This window comes from Pseudomonas putida (assembly GCF_002025705.1).
In the GTDB taxonomy this organism is placed as follows: Bacteria; Pseudomonadota; Gammaproteobacteria; order Pseudomonadales; family Pseudomonadaceae; genus Aquipseudomonas; species Aquipseudomonas putida_J.
Genome location: NZ_CP018846.1, coordinates 1,294,969 through 1,317,917 on the forward strand (window position 1 = coordinate 1,294,969; position 22,949 = coordinate 1,317,917).

The following is a 22,949-nucleotide window of genomic DNA, read 5'->3' on the forward strand; positions in this document are numbered from 1 at the left end:
ATGGCTGACGAGTGGAAAGCGCCGGTTAACGAAACCGACGAGGAGCGCCTCGCCCGCGAGGCGCGTGAAGCGCAGAACGAAGAGGTTCGTGTCGAGCAGAAGAGCTGGAAGCTGCTGGAGAAGACCCTGCTGGCCGGTGTTCAGGAGCAGCGTCGGGCCCGGCGCTGGGGAATCTTCTTCAAGCTGCTGACCTTCGTCTATCTGTTCGGCATTCTGGTGCTGTTCACGCCGTTGATGGACATGGACAAGGCCGCTTCGCGCAGTGGCAATCACACCGCCTTGGTAGAGGTGCGCGGGGTAATTGCCGACCAGGAGGCCGCCAGTGCCGACAACCTGGTCAAGAGCTTGCGCGATGCGTTCAAGGACCCCAAGACCAAAGCAGTGGTCATGCGCATCAACAGCCCGGGCGGCAGCCCGGTGCAGGCGGGCTATGTGTACGATGAAATTCGTCGTCTGCGTGGTGAGCACCCAGATATCAAGCTGTATGCGGTAATCGCCGATCTGGGGGCTTCCGGTGCCTACTACATCGCCAGTGCCGCGGATGAGATCTATGCCGACAAGGCCAGTCTGGTTGGCTCCATTGGCGTGACGGCGGCCGGCTACGGCTTCGTGGGTTCAATGGAGAAGCTAGGTGTCGAGCGCCGTACCTACACCGCGGGTGAGCACAAGGCCTTCCTTGACCCGTTCTCGCCAGAAAAGCCTGATGAGCGCGCGTTCTGGCAGGGTGTGCTGGATACTACCCACCAGCAGTTCATTGCCATGGTCAAGCAGGGGCGGGGAGACCGCTTGAAGGATAAGGAGCATCCGGAATTGTTCAGTGGCCTGGTCTGGTCGGGTGAGCAGGCCAAGGCGCTGGGGCTGGTGGATGGGTTGGGCAGTGCCAGCTATGTGGCGCGTGAAATCGTTGGTGAGAAGGACCTGGTCGACTACACCGTGCAGGAATCGCCCTTCGATCGCTTCTCCAAGCGCATTGGTGCCAGCGTGGCCGAACACCTGGCCATGTGGATGGGCTTCCAGGGCCCTCAGCTGCGCTGAGCCTGTCGTGCGTTTTGCGGCGCCTGAGAGATCGAGTGCCGCCCGCGCGGCGCATCGCGGATAAATCCGCGCCTGCATTTGCTGCAGCGTGGCCATGCCTGACAGGCCATGGTTGTCAGTCGGTTTGCAAGGCTCAAGACATGCGCCAAGGCGGGCGACCATGGCGTAACAGGTTCGGCACGTTGCAACAGATGTAGGAGCGGATTTATCCGCGATGCGCCGCGCGGGCGGCGCTCGATCTCTCAGGCGCCACAACCCTCAAGCCAGGCTCAAGGAACCGTCACGCCTTCCTTGGTCAGCATATCCACCAGTCGAATCAGCGGCAGCCCTATCAGGCTGGTCGCATCACACCCGTGGGTGCTCTGAAACAAGCTCACGCCCAGCCCCTCGGCCTTGAAGCTCCCTGCGCAATCCAGTGGCTGCTCTGCCTCCACATAGCGCTCCACGCGCTCCCGATCCAGCTCGCGCATTGTTACCGTGAATGGCACGCAGTCGACCTGGCATTGCCCGGTCGCGGTATTGAGCAGCGCCAGCCCGGTCAGGAAGGTCACCTGCTGGCCGCTGGCTTCGAGCAGTTGCTCGCAGGCGCGCTCGAAGGTGTGTGGCTTGCCGAGGATCTGCTCGCCGAGTACCGCTACCTGGTCTGAGCCGATGATCAGGTGCTGTGGATGGCTGCCGGCCAGAGCTTCGGCCTTTTGCCTGGCCAGGCGCCGGACCAGCTCGACGGCGGGCTCGTCAGCCAGGCGCTGCTCGTCTAGGTCGGGGCTTGCCCAGGTGAAGGGCAGGCGCAGGCGCGCGAGCAGTTCGCGCCGGTAGGCAGAGCTGGAAGCCAGCAACAGAGGCAGCATGATAGACTCCTGGTCAGTTGAACCTGATTCTAACATGCGAGATGCCACCGAATTTCCTTTGACAGGGGCGGGGGGCATCCCTAGAATGCTGCGCCTATGTTGAATGACCCGATTCCACCTCACGTTGACCCGCGCAAATTAGCCGACCGAGGCGTATCCATCACTGGTACGCTGCAACTCGCTGATTTGGAAAGACTCTGCGACCCGCTTTCCGACGATGTCGGTACGGTGCAGGCGAAGTTCGATTTTGAACGAGATGAACAGCACGTGGTGGTTATCCACAGCGAGCTGGACGTCGAGGTCAAAATGGTTTGCCAGCGTTGTCTTGAGCTGGTCACCCTGCCGATCCACAGCGAATGTACTTACGCCGTGGTGAAGGAGGGTGCGAATACCCAGTCGTTGCCGAAAGGCTATGACGTGCTGGAACTGGGCGAAGATCCTTTGGATCTGCAGGCCTTGGTCGAGGAGGAGCTGCTGCTCGCCTTGCCTATCGTGCCTGCTCATCATCCGGAAGAATGCCAGCAGCCGGCGGGCGCAGACGAGCCCGAATCGAGCAAGGACGAGGTATCGCGGTCCAACCCGTTCAGTGTTTTGGCGCAGTTAAAGCGTGACCCAAACGTTTAGGAGTTAATCAATTATGGCTGTTCAGCAGAACAAAAAATCCCGCTCTGCCCGTGACATGCGCCGTTCGCACGACGCTCTGTCGGAAAACGCGCTGTCGGTAGAAAAGACCACTGGTGAAGTACACCTGCGTCACCACGTTTCGCCAGAAGGCGTGTACCGTGGTCGTAAAGTGATCGACAAGGGCGCTGACGAGTAATCCTTGTCCGCTCAGATCATCGCGATCGACGCAATGGGCGGGGACTTCGGTCCCCGCAGCATTGTCCAGGCTAGCATTGCCTGCCTTTCGGCTACCCCCTCGCTGCACCTGACCCTCGTCGGTCAACCCTCCCTCCTTGAAGATCTTGTCAGCGGCCTTGCAGCTGCGGATCGCGCGCGCCTGCAGATTGTCGCCGCCAGTGAGGTGATCGGTATGGACGAGCGGCCATCCCAGGCGTTGCGTGGCAAGCCGGATTCGTCGATGCGCATCGCCCTTGAACTGGTGCGGGACGGCAAGGCTCAGGCCTGCGTCAGTGCTGGCAATACCGGGGCGCTGATGGCGTTGTCGCGTTTTGTGCTCAAGACCCTGCCGGGTATCGATCGGCCTGCCATGGTCGCGGCTATCCCGACGCAGGCAGGCTACTGCCAGCTGCTCGACCTGGGTGCCAACGTCGACTGCAGTGCCGAGAACCTCTACCAGTTCGCCGTCATGGGCTCCGTGGCTGCCCAGGCCTTGGGCATTCACCGGCCGCGCGTGGCGCTGTTGAACATCGGTACCGAGGACATCAAGGGCAATCAGCAGGTCAAGCTGGCTGCCACGTTGCTGCAGAATGCCCGCGGCCTCAATTATGTCGGCTTCGTCGAAGGTGACGGCCTGTACCGCGGCGAGGCGGATGTGGTGGTGTGTGACGGCTTTGTCGGCAATATCCTGCTCAAGTCCAGCGAAGGCCTGGCGACCATGATCGGCGAGCGTATCGAAAAGCTGTTCAAGGGTGGGGCGTTGTCGCGGGTGGCCGGGGCGGTGGCGATGCCGCTGCTCAAGCGCCTGCAGGCCGACCTGGCGCCAGCGCGGCATAATGGCGCGAGCTTCCTCGGGCTGCAGGGCATCGTCATCAAGAGCCATGGCTCAGCGGGTGTGCAGGGTTTTCAAAGTGCGATCCAGCGGGCGCTGATCGAGATCCAGGAAAACCTTCCGCAGCGGCTGCATGGCCGCCTTGAAGATTTGTTGCCTTAGGCATTTCGCCGATGAAGTGCTTAAATGTGACCGCTTGGTCTGCGTATCCATCCAAGTTTTCAAATTCTGCGTCTAGCTCAGGGCTCGGCGCACCCCATTCGACGACAAGATCATAAGGGCTTGTTCAATGTCTGCATCCCTCGCATTCGTCTTCCCCGGTCAAGGTTCCCAGTCGCTGGGCATGCTCAAAGAGCTGGGCGCCGAAAAACCGGTGATCGTCGAGACCTTCAAGGAGGCCTCCGACGCTCTGGGTTACGACCTGTGGAAGCTGGTCCAGGAAGGCCCGGAAGAACAACTCAACCAAACCGACAAGACCCAGCCGGCGATCCTCACCGCCTCCATTGCTCTGTGGCGCCTGTGGCTGGAAGAGGGCGGCGCGCAGCCGGCTTTCGTTTCCGGGCACAGCCTGGGTGAATACAGCGCCCTGGTCGCTGCCGGCGCCCTGTCGCTTAAAGATGCCGTGCGCCTGGTCGAGCGCCGTGGCCAGCTGATGCAGGAAGCCGTGCCAGCCGGTCACGGTGCCATGGCTGCAATCCTTGGCCTGGACGACGCCGTCGTGGTGGAAATCTGCGCCGAAGCGGCCGAAGACGAAGTGGTGAGTGCCGTCAACTTCAACTCGCCGGGCCAGGTGGTCATCGCCGGTAACAAGGTTGCGGTCGATCGTGCCATGGAACTGTGCAAGGCCAAAGGTGCCAAGCGCGCCTTGCCTCTGGCGGTCAGTGTGCCGTCGCATTGCGCCCTGATGAAGCCGGCTGCCGAGCGTTTTGCCGAGTTCGTCAACGCCATCGAATGGAAGGCTCCGCAAATCCCGGTGGTGCAGAACGTCACTGCCGCCGTCGCCGCCGACCTCGATGCGCTGAAGCAGGACCTGCTGGCGCAGCTTTACCAGCCGGTACGCTGGGTCGAGTGCGTGCAGACGCTGGCGGCCAACGGTGCCGTCAACCTGGTCGAATGCGGCCCGGGCAAGGTGCTGGTCGGCCTGAACAAGCGTTGCGCCGACGGCGTGACCACCTACAACCTCAATACCCCTGACGCTGTCGCCGCCACCCGTGCGGCGCTGGCCTGATTTGGAGAAGCTTGCATGAGCCTGCAAGGTAAAGTTGCACTGGTCACCGGCGCCAGCCGTGGTATTGGCCAGGCCATCGCCCTCGAGCTGGGCCGCCAGGGCGCGACCGTGATCGGTACCGCCACCTCGGCTTCCGGTGCCGAGCGCATCGCCGCCACCCTGAAAGAACACGGCATCACCGGCACCGGCATGGAACTGAACGTTACCAGCGCCGAGTCCGTGGAAGCAGTGCTGGGCGCCATTGGCGAGCAGTTCGGCGCGCCGACCATTCTGGTCAACAACGCTGGCATCACCCGCGACAACCTCATGCTGCGCATGAAGGACGACGAGTGGTTCGACGTGATCGACACCAACCTGAACAGCCTCTACCGTCTGTCCAAGGGCGTGCTGCGTGGCATGACCAAGGCGCGCTGGGGTCGTATCATCAGCATCGGTTCGGTCGTCGGTGCCATGGGTAACGCCGGTCAGGCCAACTACGCGGCGGCCAAGGCCGGCCTCGAAGGCTTCAGCCGCGCCCTGGCGCGTGAAGTGGGTTCGCGTGGCATCACCGTCAACTCGGTGACCCCGGGCTTCATCGACACCGACATGACCCGCGAGCTGCCTGAAGCGCAGCGCGAAGCCCTGCAGACCCAGATTCCGCTGGGCCGCCTGGGCCAGGCTGACGAAATCGCCAAGGTGGTTTCGTTCCTGGCGTCGGACGGCGCTGGCTACGTTACCGGCGCTACCGTGCCGGTCAACGGCGGGATGTACATGTAAAACTGCAACGCAATGTGACGGATTGCTTCAAAAAAGAGTCATACTGCGAGCCTAAAATCCGTTATAAAGCTGCAACCAGATTCCAGGCAGCGGGTGAGGTGGCTAAAGGGAAGGTTCGTTCCGCTTGAAAAGCGAACGTCTTTCTATAAACTTGGTCACCGGCCAGCTGCCTGACATATGTCCATTAGGAGTGAAAACTAGGTATGAGCACCATCGAAGAACGCGTCAAGAAAATCGTCGCCGAGCAACTGGGCGTCAAGGAAGAGGAAGTGACCAACGAGAAGTCCTTCGTCGATGACCTGGGTGCCGATTCGCTTGACACCGTTGAGCTGGTGATGGCTCTGGAAGAGGAATTCGAGACCGAAATCCCTGACGAAGAAGCCGAGAAGATCACTACCGTTCAAGCTGCAATCGACTACGTCAACAGCCACAAGGCCTAAGACGTTGTAGTCGACGCTTCTTGTCGAGAAGAACCGCACTGCCTTTGCCGGCGTGCGGTTTTTTCTTTGCGAGCCTTCAGCGTCGCTTCGCTCGCACCGAGAGCTTGTTGCCATTTCATTCCATTGCTTGAATGCAATGGCAAGAAACTCTGTGATTAGAAAAGGAGAGTACTGTGTCGCGTAGACGCGTCGTGGTCACCGGTATGGGTATGCTGTCGCCACTGGGTACCGATGTACCGAGCACCTGGCAGGGCATTCTGGCTGGCCGCAGTGGCATTGGTCCGATCGAGCATACGGACCTGTCTGCCTACTCCACCCGTTTTGGCGGCTCGGTGAAAGGCTTCGAGGTTGAGCAGTACCTGTCGGCCAAAGAGGCCCGCAAGCTTGACCTGTTCATCCAGTACGGCCTGGCGGCCGGTTTCCAGGCGGTGCGTAACGCTGGCCTGGAAGTCACCGATGCCAACCGTGAGCGCATTGGCGTGGCCATGGGCTCGGGTATCGGTGGCCTGACCAATATCGAAGAAACCAGCCGTACCTTGCACGAGCAGGGCCCGCGCCGTATTTCGCCGTTCTTCGTGCCCGGTTCGATCATCAACATGATCTCCGGTTTCCTGTCGATCCACCTGGGTCTGCAGGGGCCGAACTACGCCATTGCCACCGCTTGCACCACTGGCACCCACTGCATCGGCATGGCCGCGCGCAACATCGCCTACGGTGAAGCCGACGTGATGATTGCCGGTGGCGCCGAAATGGCCGCCTGTGGCCTGGGCATGGGTGGCTTTGGTGCGTCCCGTGCGCTGTCGACCCGCAACGATGAGCCAACCCGTGCCAGCCGTCCGTGGGACAAGGGCCGTGATGGCTTCGTGTTGTCCGACGGCGCCGGCGCCCTGGTGCTCGAAGAGCTCGAACACGCCAAGGCCCGTGGTGCGACCATCTATGCCGAGCTGGTCGGTTTCGGCATGAGCGGTGACGCCTACCACATGACTTCGCCACCCGACAGCGGCGAAGGCGCTGCCCGTTGCATGGCCAATGCCCTGCGCGATGCTGGCATCCAGCCTGAAGCAGTCAGCTACATCAACGCCCATGGCACCTCGACGCCGGCCGGTGACATCGCCGAAGTCGCGGCGATCAAGCGCGTGTTCGGTGAACATGCCTACAAGCTGGCCGTCAGCTCGACCAAGTCGATGACGGGTCACCTGCTTGGCGCTGCCGGTGCGGTAGAGGCGATCTTCAGTGTGCTGGCGATCAACAGCCAGATGGCACCGCCAACCATCAACCTCGACGAGCCGGACGAGGGCTGCGACCTCGACTTCGTGCCTCACCAGGCGCGCAGCATGCCGATCGATGTGGTGCTGTCCAACTCGTTCGGCTTTGGTGGCACCAACGGTTCGCTGGTGTTCCGCCGGTTCGCCGGTTGATGCACAGCTGGATCGACGGCCAGCCCGCGACTGCGATCAATTTGCAGAACCGCGGCCTGGCCTACGGCGATGGCCTGTTCGAGACCATCGCTGTGCGCGGTGCACGGCCCAGCCTGCTGGACGGCCATCTGGCCCGTCTGGCGCTGGGGTGTCAGCGCCTGGCCATCGACGCCGACCTGGCGCTGGTGCGTGATGAAATCCTGCGCTTCGCCAGCCAGCTCGGTGACGGTGTCGCCAAACTGGTCCTCACCCGTGGCGACAGCCAGCGTGGCTACGCGCCGGTTGCCGGTGTTGCGCCGCGCCGGATCCTCCAGGGCAGCCCGCTGCCCAGCTATCCTGTCGAAAATGCCGAGCATGGCGTGCGGCTGTTCCCTTGTCAGACCCGGCTTGGGGAACAACCGTTGCTGGCCGGTCTCAAACACCTCAACCGCCTGGAGCAGGTGCTGGCCCGTGCCGAATGGCAGGACAGCGAACATGCCGAAGGCCTGATGCGTGACGGGCAGGGCAGGGTGGTCGAAGGCGTATACAGCAACCTGTTCCTGGTTCGCGATGGCGTGCTGCTTACGGCTGACCTCAGCCGTTGCGGCGTTGCTGGCGTTATGCGTGGTGCCCTGCTGGAGCAGGCGCAACGGCTGGGCATGGCGGTGCAGGTGCGTGATATCGCATTCGACGAACTGCAGCAGGCGGATGAAGTGTTCGTCTGCAACAGTGTCTATGGTGTCTGGCCTGTGCGTGGAATTGCCGCGCTGAACTGGTCGCCGGGCCCGCTCACCCGTAAACTGCAGGCCGTTGCCCGTACGTTACTGGATACCTGAATTCGTGAGACGCAAATTCCTGCTGCTGCTGGAAATGGGCTTGATCCTCGCCGGCCTGGCCCTGGGCTGGTCGGCGTGGAAGATCAACTCGGTGTTGGAGCAGCCCCTGCATGTGGCTGAAGAGCGCATGCTCGACGTGCCCAGTGGCACCAACCCCAACCGCATGTTCTATCGCATGCAGGCCGATGGTCTGCTCGATGACGCCGTCTGGCTGCGCCTTTACTGGCGCTTCAACATGGCCGGCACACAGTTGCATACCGGCGAGTATCGCCTCACTCCCGGCATGACCGTGGAGGAACTGTTCGACGTCTGGCGTCGTGGCGATGTGGTGCAGTACAACCTGACCCTGGTCGAAGGCTGGACGTTCCGCCAGGTGCGCTCGGCGGTGGCCAAGCATGAAAAGATCAAGCACACCCTCGAAGGGCTTTCCGATTCCGAGGTGATGGACAAGCTCGGCCACACGGGTGTGTTCCCTGAAGGCCGCTTCTTCCCCGACACCTATCGCTTCGTGCGTGGCATGAGCGACGTCGAGTTGCTGCAGCAGGCGTACATGCGCCTGGACGAGGTGCTGGCCAAGGAGTGGGCAGAGCGTACGACTGACCTGCCTTACCGTGACCCTTACCAGGCCCTGATCATGGCCTCGCTGGTGGAGAAGGAAACCGGTATCCCCCAGGAGCGCGGGCAGATCGCCGGGGTCTTCGTCCGCCGCCTGCGCCTGGGCATGATGCTGCAGACCGACCCGACGGTGATCTACGGCATGGGTGAGCGCTACAACGGCAAGATTTCCCGTGCTGACCTGCGCGAACCGACGCCTTACAACACCTACACCATGACTGGCCTGCCACCGACACCGATCGCCATGGTCGGGCGCGAGGCGATCCATGCCGCGCTCAATCCGTCCGATGGCACCAGCCTGTACTTCGTCGCCCGTGGCGATGGCAGCCACGTGTTCTCCGATGACCTGGACGATCACAACTCGGCGGTGCGCGAGTTTCAGCTCAAGCGTCGCGCGGATTACCGGTCCAGTCCGGCTCCGCAAAGTGCGCCCGAGGACGCAGCCGAGCCTGCCGAGCAGGATCCCGCCAGCGAGGCTGCACCGGCCGACGTGCCGGCGCCCGACGAACAACATTAAGGACTGCCTGTGAGCGGCTTGTTTATTACCCTGGAAGGCCCCGAAGGCGCGGGCAAGAGTACCAACCGCGATTACCTGGCGGCGCGCCTGCGTGAGCAGGGCCTGGACGTGGTGCTGACGCGAGAGCCTGGCGGTACGCCACTGGCTGAAAAGGTCCGTGAGCTGTTGCTGGCGCCAAGCGATGAAGTCATGGCGGCGGACACCGAGCTGCTGCTGGTGTTCGCTGCCCGAGCCCAGCACCTGGCCGAGGTGATTCGCCCGGCACTGGAGCGTGGCGCGGTGGTCCTGTGCGACCGTTTTACCGATGCGACCTACGCCTACCAAGGGGGTGGTCGCGGCCTGTCCGTGGCGCGAATCGCTTCCTTGGAGCAATTCGTCCAAGGGGATCTGCGCCCGGACCTGACCCTGGTCTTCGACCTGCCAGTGGAAGTCGGCCTGGCCCGTGCCGCTGCGCGCGGCCGCCTGGACCGTTTCGAGCAGGAAGGCCAGGCCTTCTTCGAGGCCGTGCGCCAAGCCTATCTGCAGCGCGCCCAGGGCGAGCCGCAGCGCTACAGCCTGCTCGACGCCGCGCAGCCGCTGGAGGCCGTGCAGCGTGCCATCGATGCGCTGCTGCCTGGCATCGTGGGGCGTTGCCGTGGCTGAGGCCTACCCCTGGCAGCAGGCGCTGTGGCAGCAACTGGCCGGGCGTGCCCGGCACGCCCACGCCTACCTGCTGCATGGCCCGCAGGGCATCGGCAAGCGCGCCCTGGCCGAGCGGCTGATGGCGCGTCTGCTGTGCCAGCAGCCGCAGGGGCTGGACGCCTGCGGGCAGTGCAAGTCGTGCCTGCTGCTCAAGGCTGGCAGCCACCCGGACAACTTCGTCCTGGAGCCCGAAGAGGCCGACAAGCCGATCAAGGTCGACCAGGTGCGCGAACTGGTTTCGTTTGTAGTACAGACGGCGCAGCTGGGTGGGCGTAAAGTGGTGTTGATCGAGCCGGTCGAGGCGATGAACGTCAATGCCTCCAACGCCTTGCTCAAGAGCCTGGAGGAGCCCTCGGGCGATACCGTGTTGCTGCTGGTCAGCCACCAGCCGAGCCGCCTGCTGCCGACGATCAAGAGCCGCTGCCAGCAAGTCGTTTGCCCGCAGCCGAGCTTGGCGCAGAGCCAGGCCTGGCTGGCCACTGCCTTGCCCGACAGCGACGAGGCCGAGCGCGAGGAGCTGCTGACGTTGGCTGCCGGTTCGCCGCTGATGGCGGTCAGCCTGCAAGCTCAAGGTGTGCGCGAGCAGCGAGCCCTGGTCACCGATGGGGTGAAGAAGCTGCTCAAACAGCAGCAATCGCCCAGCCAGTTGGCCGAGGCCTGGGGCAGTGTGCCGTTGTTGCTGCTGTTTGACTGGTTCTGCGACTGGTCACACCTGATTCTGCGCTACCAGTTGACCCAGGATGAAGACGGCTTGGGTTTGGCCGACATGCGCAAGGTGGTGCAGTACCTGGCGCAGAAAGCCCGTCAGGGCAAGGTGCTGGAAGTCCAGGCGTGGATCCTCGAACAGCGCCAGAAGGTGCTCGGTAAAGCCAACCTCAATCGCGTTTTGCTGCTGGAAGCCTTGCTGGCCCATTGGGTACAGCTGCCGGGTTCCCGCTGATTTTTCCATCTTTCATGTGTGCCGCCTCCCATGCTCGTAGATTCCCATTGCCACCTCGACCGTCTTGACCTGAGTGCCCACCAGGGCTCCCTCGATGCTGCCCTGCAGGCGGCGCGTGAACGCGGGGTCGGGCATTTCCTGTGCATTGGCGTCAGTGCTGAAAATGCCGGGGCGGTGAAGGCGTTGAGCGAGCAGTACGGCGATGTCGATTGCTCGGTGGGCGTGCACCCGCTGGACCTGGCGCCGGGCGAAACGCCGGCGCTGGAATGGCTGCTGCGCGAGCTGGCGCACCCGCATGTGGTGGCGATCGGTGAGACCGGCCTGGACTACCACTACGAACCGGAAGCCGCCGAGTTGCAGCAAACGTCGTTCCGCCTGCACCTGGAGGCCTCGCGCCAGACTGGCAAGCCGGTGATCGTACACACTCGTGCCGCGCGGGCCGATACCTTGGCGTTGTTGCGTGAAGCCAATCTGCCGCAGGCTGGTGTGCTGCACTGCTTCACCGAAGACTGGGACATGGCCAAGGCGGCGCTGGACCTGGGTTACTACATTTCGCTGTCTGGCATCGTCACGTTCCGCAATGCCGATGCCCTGCGCGAGGTGGCGCGGCAGGTGCCGGTTGACCGCTTGCTGGTGGAAACCGACTCGCCGTACCTAGCGCCGATTCCGTATCGCGGCAAGCCGAACCTGCCGCAGTATGTGCGGGAAGTGGCGGAGTACGTGGCTTCGCTGCGTGGGGTCAGCTACGACCAGCTGGCCGAGCAGACCACGGGCAACTTCAAGCGCTTGTTCCCACTTGCGCGAGTGGCCTGAACCCAGGCCAACCGCTTTTGCTCTGCTTTTGCTCTGCTTTTGCTCTGCTTTTGCTCTGCTTTTGCTCTGCTTTTGCTCTGCTTTTGCTTCTAAGTGCGCGATAGTTCAGGCGCCACAAAGTGCGACTTCAGGAGGCCGAACGCAGGCGTCTGGAGGGCCAGGGTGCGCAGCACCCCTTCGGCGTAGCCGAAGGCGCGAGATGTAGACTTGCGTAGCAAGTCGTAGGCCGCGCGGGCCCGGAAGGCGCCGGAGTGAGGGGACCCCGGAGCGCAGCGCAGGGGCCGGATGATGGGAGCCGGGGTTTTTGGTTACTTTTTGCCCAGTCAAAAAGTGACCCGCCGTAAGGGCGGAAAGGTGACTTTGCGTCGCCATCGCAAATGAATGTACTTGAAACTGTCAAAACCATCGCAGTCGAGCTTTTGGCTTTTGGCTTTTGGCTTTTGGAAGTGGGCTTTCAAATCAGGTCTACATGCAGTCGCCAGGGTGGCGCTGAATCACCTTTTCGCCTTTACGGCGACCTACTTTTTGACTGGGCAAAAAGTAGGCAAAAACCCCCGCTCCCATCATCCGGCCCCTGCGCTACGCTCCGGGGTCCCCTCACTCCGGCGCCCTCCGGGCCCGCGCGGCCTACGACTTGCTACGCAAGTCTACATCTCGCGCCTTCGGCTACGCCGAAGGGGTGCTGCGCACCCTGGCCCTCCAGACGCCTGCGTTCGGCCTCCTGAAGTCGCACTCTGCGTCGCCTGAACTATCGCGCGCTTAGAAGCAAAAGCAAAAGCAAAAGCAGAGCAAGAGCAAGAGCAAGAGCCAGAACCGGGCAGCTGGTTCTGGGCAAAAAAAACCCGGGTTCTGGGGGGGGGAATCCGGGTTAAGACCATTAGGAGTAAAACAAAGGTACGCGGTCCCTGAGCACCTTTATTGGCGCGCCACTTGGGGGGGATGCGCCGCGCCAACACTTCAAGTATTGGTCAGGTTTGGCGCAGTGCCAGTGCTTCTCTGTTCGTTTTTTAAACAGATTTGGAATACGCCCGCCTTCCCTTCCTCCTTCAATGCATGGCAAGACGCCTTACTTGCTGGACAGCTTCGTCGATCATCTGCTCGCTGGTGTAGAAATGTGGCGAAAATCGCACACCGGACCCTCTTAGTGCGCAGATTGTCTGCTCCGCCAGCAGCCTTCGATAGACAACCTCGCTGTCCTGCCCATGAAGGCTGAAAGTCACGATACCCGCCCGTTTTTCCTGGGCCGCGGGGCTGTGCAGGTGTATCCCGGGAATACCGGCCAAACCGTGAAGCAGTTGATCGACGCGCAGTTGCAATTGTCGGCCAACCTCGTCCATGCCGATCTCCTCCAGCAGTGACAGGCTGGCTTCCAGGGCACATGCACCCAGCATGTTCGGGCTGCCGCTTTCGAATCGCCTGGCGCTTCGGGCTGGCTTCCACTCGCGGTGCTCGAAGTCACCCAGTCGCTCCAACATATGCCAGCCATAGGCATGCAGCGTGAGCTGCGGGCGCAAGGCGGCGCGGCAATAGAACAGGCCCAGGCCCTCCGGGCCCAGCATCCACTTGTGGCCATCGGCCATGGCGAAATCGCAGCGGTAGCGCTGCACGTCGAAGGGCAGGGCGCCAATCTGCTGGATGGCATCGATACAGAACAGCACCTGGCGTGCCTGGCAGCCCTCGCCGAGGCGAGGCAGGTCAAGGCGCAGTCCGCTGGCGTACTGCACGGCGCTCACTGCCAGCAGACGCGTGCGTGGGCCGCAGGCGGCGAGCAGCGCGGCTTCCGGGTCTGGCCCGGCAAGGCTCACCTGAGTCAACCCGACGCCGCGCTCGGCCAATGCTTCCCAGACTACCCGGTTGGAGGGGAACTCCTCGTCGCTGATCACTACCTGGTCACCGGCTTGCCAGTCGAGACCGAAAGCGACCAGTGACAGCGCCTCGGATGTGTTCTTCACCAGCGCGATGTCTGCCCAGGAAGGGGCGTTGATCAGGCGCGCCAGCCTTTCGCGCAGCCTGCGTTCGGTGGCCAGCCAGCTCGGGTAGTCGCTCGCACCCAGGCGTACGTTGTCACGGGCAAAGCGCGCCACGGCCTCGCTGGCCCTGCGTGGCCAGGGAGCGATGGCTGCATGGTTCAGGTAACGCAGCCCCGGCGCCAGTTCGAACTCATCGTGAAACATAGACATGGTTGGATGATCCGTGCAATTTGCTGCAAGTTAGGCATAATAAACCGCTTCAATGTCATCCAGTCCTTCCTATGCAGAAAGAACCTCGTAAGGTCCGTGAGTTTCGCCGTCGCGAACAGGAAATCCTCGATACAGCGCTGAAGCTGTTCCTCGAACAGGGTGAAGACAGCGTCACCGTCGAGATGATCGCCGACGCCGTGGGTATCGGCAAAGGCACGATCTACAAGCACTTCAAGTCCAAGGCGGAGATCTACCTGCGCCTGATGCTCGATTATGAGCGTGACCTGAACGCGCTGTTGCACTCGGCCGATGTCGATCGCGACAAGGAAGCACTGTCGCGCGCCTATTTCGAGTTCCGCATGCGCGACCCGCAGCGCTACCGGCTGTTCGACCGCCTGGAAGAGAAGGTGGTGAAGGGCAACCAGGTGCCAGAAATGGTCGAGGAGCTGCACAGCATCCGTGCGTCCAACTTCGACCGCCTGACCCAGCTGATCAAGGGCCGCATCAGCGAAGGCAAGCTCGAAGACGTGCCACCGTACTTCCACTACTGCGCCGCCTGGGCGTTGGTGCACGGCGCCGTGGCGCTGTACCACTCGCCGTTCTGGAGCAATGTGCTGGAGGATCAGGAAGGCTTCTTCCAGTTCCTCATGGACATCGGCGTGCGCATGGGCAACAAGCGCAAGCGTGATCCGGAAGCCACCAACTGACGGCACTCGTCATCACAGGGTGAGCCTGGCGTGAAATGGGGACTTGCAAAAACTTGAACCATGAGTCAAGTTTTGCCGGCCCCGATTCATCCATGCCGGAGTCATCCATGATCGTCGATCGTCAAGGCAGGCGTTTTCGCAACCTGCGCGTCAGCCTGACGGCTGCCTGCAACTATGCCTGCAGCTACTGCGTGCCGGATGGCAAGCGCCTGGTCGCCGCCCAGGATGAGCTGTCGGCTGAAGCCTTGGCGCGTGGTGTGGCATACCTCATTGAAGCCGCCGGCATCGAGCGTTTGCGCATCACCGGTGGCGAACCGCTGGTCAGCCCTCGGCTGGATGCCTTTCTGGCGGCGGTGGCCAAGCTCGACCTTGACGATATTTCGCTGACCACCAACGGGCAGCTGCTTGCGCGCAAACTGCCGCAGTTGCAGGCGGCAGGCATCCGTCGCTTGAACGTGTCCCTCGATACCCTCGATCCCCAGGCATTCCGCCGCATCGCCCGTGGTGGTGATCTGGCCAGCGTGTTGGCAGGCATGGACAAGGCCAGCGCCGTGGGCATGCGTATCAAGGTCAACATGGTACCGATGCGTGGGCAGAACCTCGATCAGGTGCTCCCGATGCTCGACTACTGCATGGCGCGTGGTTTCGAGCTGCGCTTCATCGAACTGATGCGCATGGGGCATCTGGCCCGGGACAGCAATGCGTTCCTGCAGCAATTTGTCGGGCTCGATGCATTGCTCGATGTGATTGGCGGCAGGTATGGCTATCAACAGGTCGACGCTCCGCTCGATGCCACAGCGCTGCGTTACCAGATCCCAGGGCGCGGCCATTTCGGCGTCATCGCCAACGAAAGCGTGCCCTTCTGCCGTACCTGCTCGCGCTTGCGCCTGTCCTCTACCGGTTGGCTGCACGGCTGCCTGTCTTCGGGTAATCGTCATTTTGTCGGCGACCTGCTGGAAAAGCCCCGTCATCTGGCGCTTCCAGGCTTGCAGCGGTTGTTGGTGAAAGCCCTGGCGGACAAGCAGGAGCTGGCATTCTCCGGGGGAGTGACGGTGATGAAGGTGATTGGCGGCTGAAGCTGGCGCAAAAGCTGCATCCGCCGGCTATTCGCCGGTTTTTCGTCACCGGCCACTGGAGGAAAGATGCGTAGCCTGGTCTTGCTGCTGGCGCTGATGGCGTTGGGCGGTTGCATGAATGTCAGCGATATGGGCGAGGGTGTCCGTTACCACATGAGTGATGCCGGCCTGCTGGACCACAGCGACACCCGTCGTACCCTGTCGATTCGCCTGCAGCCTGATTCATTCATCTTCATCGGCCAAGGCGCGTTCATGCCGCCAGGCAAGGGCCCGGTGCCGAAGCAGAACGTCGTGGCCGAGGAGGCGTTCAAGAGTTTCGTAGAGTATTTCCCGCTGGTGCGTCGCGCCCAAGGCCCGCTGGGCCTGGAGGAAGCGATTGCCCAGGCGCGTTCAGTCGGCGCCGACTACGTGCTGTATACCCGCTTCGCCCGCACCGATGACCGTATCGGCAATGGCGACGAGTGGTATGACGAACAGGCCGTCGACCGTTTGGGTTGGGATACTGGTGTGGTGCAGATGATGCTGATCGAAACCAACACGCGCTATCTGATCGACACGGCGCGGATCAAGAGCCGTGGCGGTTTGTTGACGTTCCACGATCAGTCGCCGCAGGATTTGCTTGGCGCACCGATGCGCGAGTACGCTCGTAGCCTTCTGGGCATGAGCGAGTGAGGGCAGGGTGATGACGGATTCCGGCAAGGCCAACGATCTACTGGCGCAGATTCCCAAGCACAAGGGGCTGCCGCCAGTGCATCTGTGGAATCCGGAGTTCTGCGGCGATATCGACATGCGTATCGCCCGTGATGGTACCTGGTATTACCTGGGTACACCCATCGGGCGCAAACCGATGGTTCGCCTGTTCTCCACCATCATTCGCCGCGATGGTGATGACTATTTCCTGATCACGCCGGTGGAGAAGGTCGGTATCCGCGTCGATGACGCGCCATTCGTGGCGGTGACGCTGGAAGTGCTGGGCAGTGGTGAGGCGCAGGTGCTGCGCTTTACCAGCAATGTCGAGGACCAGGCCGAGGCGGGGCCGCAAAACCCGTTGCGGGTCGAGATCGATCCGCTCACCCAGGAACCATCACCCTACGTCTTGATGCGCACGAACCTGGAGGCGCTGATCCATCGCAATGTGTTCTACCAGTTGGTCGACCTGGCGGTGCCGCGCATGATCGAGGGCGAGGAGTGGCTCGGGGTCTGGAGCCACGGCGAGTTCTACCCGATCGGGCGCAATTGCTGAGGCCGATTGCCGCTGGCCCCCTGCTTTTTCTCCTGATTGGCCGTTTGTGCCGTGTGCCACTGGGCCTAACCTGCAGGCAGTTGCCAATCAGGAGAAACCTTGTGAAAACTTCCCCCCTTGCGTTTGCCTTGCTCATTGCCACTGGATTGCTCGGTGGCCAGACTGCTGCCTGGGCCCACGGCGACGCCGCTGACCAGGTCAAAGTTCTGCAGCAACAACAGCCCTCGAATGCTCCAGGCAAAAGCGCCGTCATGCTCACGGTCAGCTATGCCCCAGGGCAAGCTTCACCTGCCCACCAGCATCCGGGAGCGGTAATGGCCTATGTGCTGGAGGGTGCGGTGGTATCGAAGCTGAACGACGAACAGGAAAAGACCTACAAGGCAGGCGAGTTCTGGTACGAAGCGCCCGGTACCGTGCACAGCATTTCGCGCAATGCCAGCAAGACACGGCCTGCCAAATTGCTGGTGTGGAGTTTGGTGGATGAGGGCAAGCCGGTGACCGAGCCGCTTGGGCAGTGATGTGGTGGCCGTAACAGGCTTGGCTGGAGATGTTCAGCGCCTGTGAGACCGAGCGCCGCCCGCGCGGCGCTCGGTCTCACAGGCCCCACATATTTTCAGCCAGGCAAAGAAAAAGCCCCCGATGCTTGCGCATTCGGGGGCTTTCTCAGTATTTGGCTCCGCGACCTGGACTCGAACCAGGGACCCAATGATTAACAGTCATTTGCTCTACCGACTGAGCTATCGCGGAATCTGTGCGTATCTTACCGATTGCCAGGGGGAAGTCAACCCACCCCCTAACAATTCGAAAGCCAAATCAAGCAGTTACAGCACTTCGACGATGGCCTTGGTGACCACGTGAATGTTGCTCTGGTTCAGTGCGGCGACGGCGATGCGGCCGGTATCCAGCGCGTAGATGCCAAAGTCGTTCTTCAGGCGGGCGACCTGGTCAACGGTCAGGCCCGAGTAGGAGAACATACCCACCTGGCGGCCGACGAAGCTGAAGTCGCGGTTGGCGCCGTATTCGGCCAGCAGCGCAACCATCTGCTTGCGCATGCCGTGGATGCGCTCGCGCATCTCGCCCAGCTCGGCTTCCCACATCTGGCGCAGTTCGGCGCTGTTCAGCACAGTGGCGACGATGGTCGCGCCGTGGGTTGGCGGGTTGGAGTAGGTGGTGCGGATCACACGCTTGACCTGCGACAGCACGCGGGTGCTTTCGTCTTTCGAGGCAGTGACGATCGACAGTGCACCAACGCGCTCGCCGTACAGCGAGAACGACTTGGAGAACGAGCTGGAAACGAAGAATTCCATGCCCGACTCGGCGAACAGGCGCACGGCGAAGGCGTCTTCGCCGATGCCGTCACCGAAGCCCTGGTAAGCCATGTCGAGGAACGGTACGTGGCCTTTGGCCTTGACTACTTCCAGGACGTTTTTCCAGTCGTCCAGGGTCAGGTCGACGCCGGTCGGGTTGTGGCAGCAGGCGTGCAGCACCACGATCGAGCCGGACGGCAGAGCGTTGAGGTCTTCGAGCATGCCGGCACGGTTGACGTCGTTGCTTGGAGCGTCGTAGTAACGGTAGTTCTGTACCGGGAAGCCAGCGCTTTCGAACAGCGCGCGGTGGTTTTCCCAGCTTGGGTCGCTGATGGCCACCACGGCGTTCGGCGAGATGCGCTTGAGGAAGTCGGCGCCGATCTTCAGAGCGCCGGTACCGCCCACGGCCTGTACGGTAACCACTCGGCCAGCGGCCAGCAGTGGCGACTCGGCACCGAACAGCAGCTTTTGTACAGCCTGGTCGTAGGTAGCGATACCATCGATCGGCAGGTAGCCGCGCGAGGCGTGCTGGGCGGCACGCTGGGTCTCGGCTTCGATCACGGCGCGCAGCAGCGGAATGCGGCCTTCCTCATTGCAGTAAACGCCTACGCCCAGGTTGACCTTGTCGGTACGTGGGTCAGCGTTGAATGCTTCGTTGAGGCCCAGGATAGGGTCGCGGGGTGCCAGCTCGACAGCGGAAAACAGGCTCATTGTTACTTCGGCTCTGATTGGAGAGTGATAGGGCGTACACGCTCCAGCCGAATGCACTGAAGCGGTGCACAAACGGGGAGTCAGTATAGTGATACCGACCGGTCACTGCGACAGCTTGGCGCAGGTTTTCCGGCGATTTGCGCAAAAAAATTTCGACCATTGGTCGAATTGCCCGGTCCACCGTAATGCGCGTTCACAGCGTGGCCTTGATTCGGGCCCCTGGCGGGCGCATTTGGGTATAGACTACTGGCTAAATTTACAGTTGCTGCGTTACCGCGAGGTCCGTCATGTCCGAGTTCCAGCTCGTCACCCGTTTCCAGCCGGCCGGCGACCAGCCCGAGGCCATCCGTCAGATGGTCGAAGGCATCGACGCGGGCCTGTCGCACCAGACCCTGCTCGGGGTGACGGGTTCGGGCAAGACCTTCAGCATCGCCAACGTCATCCAGCAGGTGCAGCGGCCAACCCTGGTACTGGCGCCGAACAAGACCCTGGCGGCGCAGCTGTATGGCGAGTTCAAGGCGTTCTTCCCGAACAACGCGGTGGAGTACTTCGTTTCCTATTACGACTACTACCAGCCAGAGGCCTACGTGCCGTCGTCGGATACCTTCATTGAGAAGGATGCCTCGATCAACGACCATATCGAACAGATGCGCCTGTCGGCGACCAAGGCGCTGCTGGAACGGCGCGATGCGATCATCGTCACCACCGTGTCATGCATCTATGGCCTGGGCAGCCCCGAGACCTATCTGAAAATGGTCCTGCACGTCGACCGCGGCGACAAGCTCGACCAGCGCGCCTTGCTGCGCCGCCTGGCCGACCTGCAGTACACCCGCAACGAAATGGACTTTGCCCGTGCCACCTTCCGCGTACGCGGTGACGTGATCGACATCTTCCCGGCCGAATCCGACCTCGAGGCCATCCGCATCGAGCTGTTCGACGACGAGGTCGAGAACATCGCCGCCTTCGACCCGTTGACCGGCGAGGTCTTCCGCAAGCTGCCACGCTTCACGTTCTACCCCAAGAGCCACTACGTCACCCCGCGGGAAACCCTGCTGGAGGCGGTGGAGGGCATCAAGGAGGAACTGAAGGACCGCCTGGAGTACCTGCACAAGGCCAACAAGCTGGTCGAAGCCCAGCGCCTTGAACAGCGTACCCGCTTCGATCTGGAGATGATCCTCGAGCTGGGTTACTGCAACGGTATCGAGAACTACTCGCGCTACCTGTCCGGGCGCCCGGCCGGTGCGCCACCGCCCACCCTCTACGACTACCTGCCGCCTGATGCGCTGCTGGTGATCGACGAATCCCACGTCAGCGTTCCGCAGGTCGGCGCCATGTACAAGGGCGACCGTTCGCGCAAGGAAACCCTGGTCGAATACGGCTTCCGCCTGCCGTCGGCACTGGACAACCGGCCGATGCGCTTTGACGAGTGGGAGGATGTCAGCCCGCAGACCATCTTCGTCTCGGCCACCCCAGGCCCCTACGAGGCCGAGCATGCAGGCCGCGTGGTAGAGCAGGTAGTGCGCCCGACCGGTCTGGTCGACCCGCAGGTGGAAGTGCGCCCGGCGCTGACCCAGGTCGACGACCTTTTGTCGGAGATCCGCAAGCGCGTCGCTCAGGGTGATCGGGTACTGGCCACCACGCTGACCAAACGCATGGCCGAAGACCTCACCGATTACCTGGCTGACCACGACGTGCGGGTGCGTTACCTGCACTCGGACATCGACACGGTGGAGCGCGTCGAGATCATCCGCGACCTGCGCCTGGGTACCTTCGATGTGCTGGTGGGTATCAACCTGCTGCGCGAGGGCCTGGACATGCCCGAGGTGTCGCTGGTGGCGATTCTCGATGCCGACAAGGAAGGCTTCCTGCGCTCCGAGCGCTCGCTGATCCAGACCATCGGCCGCGCTGCGCGCAACCTCAATGGCCGAGCGATCCTGTATGCCGACAACATCACCGGCTCCATGCAGCGTGCCATCGACGAGACCGAACGGCGTCGCGAGAAGCAGGTCGCCTTCAACCAGGCCAACGGCATCGTGCCCAAGGGTGTGGTCAAGGACATCACCGACATCATGGAAGGTGCCACCGTGCCTGGCGCGCGCAGCAAGAAGCGCAAGGGCATGGCCAAGGCCGCGGAGGAGAGCGCCCGTTACGAGGCCGAGCTGCGTACCCCGGGCGAAATCACCAAACGCATCAAGCAGCTGGAAGAGAAAATGATGCAGTTTGCCCGCGACCTGGAGTTCGAGGCCGCCGCGCAATTGCGTGACGAGATTACCCAACTGCGCGAGCGCCTGATCACCAGCTGAGGCTTAGCGCGGCCCTCTGTGGGAGCGGCCTTGTGTCGCGAAAGGGCTGCAAAGCAGCCCCAGGATTTCAGCATGAACGCATAAATCGCCGGGGCTGCTGCCCAGCCCTTTCGCGACACAAGGCCGCTCCTACCGGGTGCGTGAGTCAGTGGGCTTCACCAGCCTTCAACCCTTCCGGCAGTTTGCGGGTCAGCAACACAGCCACCATGCTCACCGCCAAGCCGATCCCGACAAAGTGGAACGCATCGTTGTAAGCCATGATCAGTGCCTGCTGGTGGGCAATCTCGCTCAGCTTGCCCAGCGCCGCGTTGTCATTGCCCAAACGCTCCGTCAATTGCGCCAAGCGCTCCGCCACCTGCGGGTTGCTTGGCACCAGCGCTTCCCTCAGATAATCGAAATAGACCTTGGTCCGCGCATCCAGCAAGGTCGCCAGCAAGGCAATGCCGATCGCGCCGCCCAGGTTGCGCAGAATGTTGAACAGGCTCGACGCTGACCCGGCATCCTGCTGCTGGATGTACGCCGTGGCAATCAACGAAATGGTCACCATGATCATCGGTTGGCCGAGGGCGCGGATGATCTGGATATGGTTGAACTGCGGCCCGGCAAAGTCCGGGTTCAACACCCCCGAACCAAAGCTGGCGACACCGAACAGGCAGAAGCCCAGGGCGCACAACAGCTTGGGCGACACCACTTTCATCAGTTGTGGCACCAGCGGAATCAGGAACAGCTGCGGAATGCCCATCCACATGATCACCTCGCCTATCTGCAGCGCGTTGTAACCCTGGATCTGTGCCAGATACAGCGGCAGCAGGTAGATCGACCCATACAACCCCACGCCCATGCCCAGGCTGGCAATGCTCGACAGGCCGAAATTGCGGTTGCCGAGGATGCGCAGGTTGATCAGCGGGTGCGGCTTGGAAAGCTGCAGGATGACGAATGTGATCAGGCTGATCAGGGCCACGGTGCCCAGGCCGACGATCAGGTTCGATTCCAGCCAGTCCTTGCGGTGGCCCTCTTCAAGAAACACCTGCAGGCAACCCAGGCCCAGGCCGAGCGTGACGATGCCGGCATAGTCAGTGCTTTTCAGCAGTTCCCAGTGCGCTTCCTTCTTTTCCAGCCCGTAGAGCAGGCCGGCGATCATCACCAGCCCGGGCGGGATGTTGATGTAGAAAATGTATTCCCAGCCCCAGTTTTCGGTCAGCCAGCCGCCCAGGGTGGGGCCGATGGACGGGGCGAAGGTGGCAGTCATGGCGAACATCGCCATGCCTTTGGCGCGGTGGTGTTCGGGCAGCTTGATCAGGGTCAGGGTGAAAGCCAGCGGGATCAGAGCACCGCCGGTGAAGCCCTGCAGCGCACGGAAAAGGATCATGCTCTCGAGGTTCCAGGCCATCGAGCACAGCAGCGATGACAGCAGGAAGCCGCCAGACACCCACACCGCAAGGCGCCGCGCCGAGAGCAGTTGCACCAGCCAGGCGGTCAGCGGAATCATGATGATCTCGGCCACCAGGTACGAGGTGGAAATCCACGAGCCTTCCTCCAGGGTCGCTGACAGCGCGCCCTGGATGTCCTTGAGCGAGGAGTTGGTGATCTGGATGTCCAGCACCGCCATGAAGGCACCGAGCATCACGCTCATCACCGCGATCC

23 protein-coding genes and 1 tRNA gene are annotated in these 22,949 nt (G+C 62.2%); 19 read left to right on the plus strand and 5 right to left on the minus strand.

What is annotated here, in order from left to right:
* A complete protein-coding gene (locus BUQ73_RS05950; protein ID WP_079227050.1) occupies positions 1-1,035 on the plus strand; it encodes a S49 family peptidase in 1,035 nt (344 codons plus the stop codon).
* A gap of 269 nt (positions 1,036-1,304) precedes the next feature.
* On the opposite strand, the gene BUQ73_RS05955 is transcribed toward BUQ73_RS05950, so the two are convergent.
* Entirely contained in the window at positions 1,305-1,883 is a 579-nt protein-coding gene (locus tag BUQ73_RS05955; protein WP_079227051.1) for a Maf family protein, read from the minus strand.
* A 96-nt stretch (positions 1,884-1,979) separates the two neighbouring features.
* Here BUQ73_RS05955 and BUQ73_RS05960 point away from each other — a divergent pair, with 96 nt between their 5' ends.
* From BUQ73_RS05960 to BUQ73_RS06015, 12 genes are all read left to right on the plus strand, one after another.
* On the plus strand, positions 1,980-2,507 hold the full coding sequence (locus BUQ73_RS05960; protein ID WP_027919446.1) for a YceD family protein: 528 nt from the start codon (positions 1,980-1,982) through the stop codon (positions 2,505-2,507).
* A gap of 13 nt (positions 2,508-2,520) precedes the next feature.
* A complete protein-coding gene (rpmF, locus tag BUQ73_RS05965; RefSeq protein ID WP_010223221.1) occupies positions 2,521-2,703 on the plus strand; it encodes a 50S ribosomal protein L32 in 183 nt (60 codons plus the stop codon).
* A 3-nt stretch (positions 2,704-2,706) separates the two neighbouring features.
* Positions 2,707-3,717 (plus strand): phosphate acyltransferase PlsX, encoded by a 1,011-nt coding sequence (gene plsX / locus BUQ73_RS05970; protein WP_079227052.1) that lies wholly within the window; start codon positions 2,707-2,709, stop codon positions 3,715-3,717.
* A gap of 127 nt (positions 3,718-3,844) precedes the next feature.
* Positions 3,845-4,783, plus strand: a complete 939-nt coding sequence (fabD, locus tag BUQ73_RS05975) for an ACP S-malonyltransferase (RefSeq protein ID WP_079227053.1) — start codon at positions 3,845-3,847, stop codon at positions 4,781-4,783.
* Positions 4,784-4,798: 15 nt separating this feature from the next.
* Complete coding sequence (gene fabG / locus BUQ73_RS05980; protein ID WP_027919443.1) at positions 4,799-5,539, plus strand: 3-oxoacyl-ACP reductase FabG; 741 nt, start codon at positions 4,799-4,801, stop codon at positions 5,537-5,539.
* A gap of 203 nt (positions 5,540-5,742) precedes the next feature.
* Positions 5,743-5,979 (plus strand): acyl carrier protein, encoded by a 237-nt coding sequence (gene acpP, locus BUQ73_RS05985; protein WP_008096410.1) that lies wholly within the window; start codon positions 5,743-5,745, stop codon positions 5,977-5,979.
* A 173-nt stretch (positions 5,980-6,152) separates the two neighbouring features.
* On the plus strand, positions 6,153-7,397 hold the full coding sequence (gene fabF, locus BUQ73_RS05990) for a beta-ketoacyl-ACP synthase II (protein WP_027919441.1): 1,245 nt from the start codon (positions 6,153-6,155) through the stop codon (positions 7,395-7,397).
* The gene (gene pabC / locus BUQ73_RS05995; RefSeq protein ID WP_079227054.1) at positions 7,397-8,212 is read left to right on the plus strand and encodes an aminodeoxychorismate lyase; all 816 of its coding nucleotides are present in this window, start codon (positions 7,397-7,399) and stop codon (positions 8,210-8,212) included. The genes fabF and pabC overlap by 1 nt, the downstream gene beginning before the upstream one ends.
* A gap of 4 nt (positions 8,213-8,216) precedes the next feature.
* Entirely contained in the window at positions 8,217-9,344 is a 1,128-nt protein-coding gene (gene mltG / locus BUQ73_RS06000; RefSeq protein ID WP_079227055.1) for an endolytic transglycosylase MltG, read from the plus strand.
* A gap of 9 nt (positions 9,345-9,353) precedes the next feature.
* A complete protein-coding gene (tmk, locus tag BUQ73_RS06005; RefSeq protein WP_079227056.1) occupies positions 9,354-9,986 on the plus strand; it encodes a dTMP kinase in 633 nt (210 codons plus the stop codon).
* On the plus strand, positions 9,979-10,965 hold the full coding sequence (locus tag BUQ73_RS06010; RefSeq protein WP_079230491.1) for a DNA polymerase III subunit delta': 987 nt from the start codon (positions 9,979-9,981) through the stop codon (positions 10,963-10,965). The genes tmk and BUQ73_RS06010 overlap by 8 nt, the downstream gene beginning before the upstream one ends.
* Positions 10,966-10,995: 30 nt before the next feature.
* A complete protein-coding gene (locus tag BUQ73_RS06015) occupies positions 10,996-11,778 on the plus strand; it encodes a TatD family hydrolase (RefSeq protein WP_079227057.1) in 783 nt (260 codons plus the stop codon).
* A 1,046-nt stretch (positions 11,779-12,824) separates the two neighbouring features.
* On the opposite strand, the gene BUQ73_RS06020 is transcribed toward BUQ73_RS06015, so the two are convergent.
* Entirely contained in the window at positions 12,825-13,958 is a 1,134-nt protein-coding gene (locus BUQ73_RS06020) for an aminotransferase class V-fold PLP-dependent enzyme (RefSeq protein WP_079227058.1), read from the minus strand.
* A gap of 71 nt (positions 13,959-14,029) precedes the next feature.
* Between BUQ73_RS06020 and BUQ73_RS06025 the strand changes: the two genes are divergently transcribed.
* From BUQ73_RS06025 to BUQ73_RS06045, 5 genes are all read left to right on the plus strand, one after another.
* A complete protein-coding gene (locus BUQ73_RS06025) occupies positions 14,030-14,665 on the plus strand; it encodes a TetR/AcrR family transcriptional regulator (RefSeq protein ID WP_008096393.1) in 636 nt (211 codons plus the stop codon).
* A gap of 107 nt (positions 14,666-14,772) precedes the next feature.
* On the plus strand, positions 14,773-15,741 hold the full coding sequence (locus BUQ73_RS06030; protein ID WP_079227059.1) for a GTP 3',8-cyclase MoaA: 969 nt from the start codon (positions 14,773-14,775) through the stop codon (positions 15,739-15,741).
* Positions 15,742-15,807: 66 nt separating this feature from the next.
* Complete coding sequence (locus BUQ73_RS06035) at positions 15,808-16,413, plus strand: DUF4823 domain-containing protein (protein ID WP_079227060.1); 606 nt, start codon at positions 15,808-15,810, stop codon at positions 16,411-16,413.
* A gap of 10 nt (positions 16,414-16,423) precedes the next feature.
* Positions 16,424-16,984, plus strand: coding sequence for a DUF1285 domain-containing protein (locus BUQ73_RS06040; RefSeq protein WP_079227061.1), 561 nt, complete (start codon positions 16,424-16,426; stop codon positions 16,982-16,984).
* Positions 16,985-17,085: 101 nt separating this feature from the next.
* Positions 17,086-17,502 (plus strand): cupin domain-containing protein, encoded by a 417-nt coding sequence (locus BUQ73_RS06045; RefSeq protein WP_079227062.1) that lies wholly within the window; start codon positions 17,086-17,088, stop codon positions 17,500-17,502.
* A 153-nt stretch (positions 17,503-17,655) separates the two neighbouring features.
* On the opposite strand, the gene BUQ73_RS06050 is transcribed toward BUQ73_RS06045, so the two are convergent.
* A tRNA-Asn gene (locus BUQ73_RS06050) sits at positions 17,656-17,731 on the minus strand.
* A 74-nt stretch (positions 17,732-17,805) separates the two neighbouring features.
* Positions 17,806-19,002 carry an amino acid aminotransferase gene (locus BUQ73_RS06055; protein WP_079227063.1) on the minus strand — a complete coding sequence of 399 codons (1,197 nt, stop codon included), beginning with the start codon at positions 19,000-19,002 and terminating at the stop codon, positions 17,806-17,808.
* Between the two features lie 287 nt (positions 19,003-19,289).
* Between BUQ73_RS06055 and uvrB the strand changes: the two genes are divergently transcribed.
* Entirely contained in the window at positions 19,290-21,305 is a 2,016-nt protein-coding gene (gene uvrB, locus BUQ73_RS06060) for an excinuclease ABC subunit UvrB (RefSeq protein WP_079227064.1), read from the plus strand.
* Between the two features lie 145 nt (positions 21,306-21,450).
* On the opposite strand, the gene BUQ73_RS06065 is transcribed toward uvrB, so the two are convergent.
* Positions 21,451-22,941 (minus strand): MDR family MFS transporter, encoded by a 1,491-nt coding sequence (locus BUQ73_RS06065; RefSeq protein WP_192858716.1) that lies wholly within the window; start codon positions 22,939-22,941, stop codon positions 21,451-21,453.
* Positions 22,942-22,949 lie beyond the last annotated feature (8 nt).